General features: G+C 67.2%; 1 protein-coding gene. It reads left to right on the forward strand.

Features of this window, described 5'->3' with window-relative positions; translation table 11 throughout:
- Positions 1–9: 9 nt before the first annotated feature.
- Positions 10–1,115 (forward strand): D-mannonate dehydratase ManD (gene manD / locus AC1DN2_RS21305; protein WP_476851874.1); only part of this gene is annotated, 1,106 nt, incomplete at its 3' end.

The following is a 1,115-nucleotide window of genomic DNA, read 5'->3' on the forward strand; positions in this document are numbered from 1 at the left end:
GGACCTGTTGTGAAAATCATTGCCGCTGAAGTGTTCGTCACCAGCCCCTCCCGGAACTTCGTGACCCTGCGGATCACCACCGAGGACGGCGTGACCGGGATCGGGGACGCGACCCTGAACGGGCGCGAGCTCGCCGTGGCCGCCTATTTGAAGGAGCACGTCGCGCAGCTGCTGATCGGCAAGGACCCGCACCGGATCGAGGACACCTGGCAGTTCCTGTACCGGTCCTCGTACTGGCGCCGSGGCCCGGTCACGATGGCCGCGATCGCCGCGGTGGACATGGCGCTGTGGGACATCAAGGGCAAGCTCGCCGGGATGCCGGTCTACCAGCTCCTGGGCGGGGCGTCCCGGAACGGGCTGCGCGCCTACGGGCACGCCTCCGGCGCGGACCTGCCGTCCCTGTTCGATTCGGTCCGTGAGCACCTGGAACTGGGCTACAAGTCGATCCGGATCCAGACCGCGGTGCCCGGGATCAAGGCCGTCTACGGCGTCGCGGCCCAGGCCCAGGCCTCGGGGGAGCGCTACGACTACGAACCGGCCGGGCGCGGCGCGTTCCCGCAGGAAGAGGACTGGGACACCCGCGCCTACCTCCGCCACCTGCCCACCGTGTTCGAGGCGGTGCGCAACGAGTTCGGCCCGGAACTCCCGTTGCTGCACGACGGGCAYCACCGGATGACCCCGATCCAGGCCGCGAAGCTGGGCAAGGCGCTCGAACCCTACGACCTGTTCTGGCTCGAGGACTGCACCCCGGCCGAAAACCAGGARGCCCTGCGCCTGGTCCGGGCGCACACCACCACCCCGCTGGCGATCGGGGAAATCTTCAACACCGTCTACGACTACCAGGCCCTGATCAAGGAACAGCTGATCGACTACGTGCGGGCAGCCTCCACCCACTTCGGCGGGATCAGCCCGCTGAAGAAGGTGATGGACTACGCCGCGCAGTACCAGATCAAGTCCGGCTTCCACGGCCCCACCGACATCTCCCCGGTCGGGTTCGCCGCGCAGCTGCACGTGGGCCTGGCGATCCACAACTACGGCATCCAGGAATACATGCAGCACTCGGATGCGACCAACGAGGTCTTCGAACAATCCATGACCTTCGTCGACGGCTACCT

Source organism: Arthrobacter sp. 01L42 (assembly GCF_056400005.1).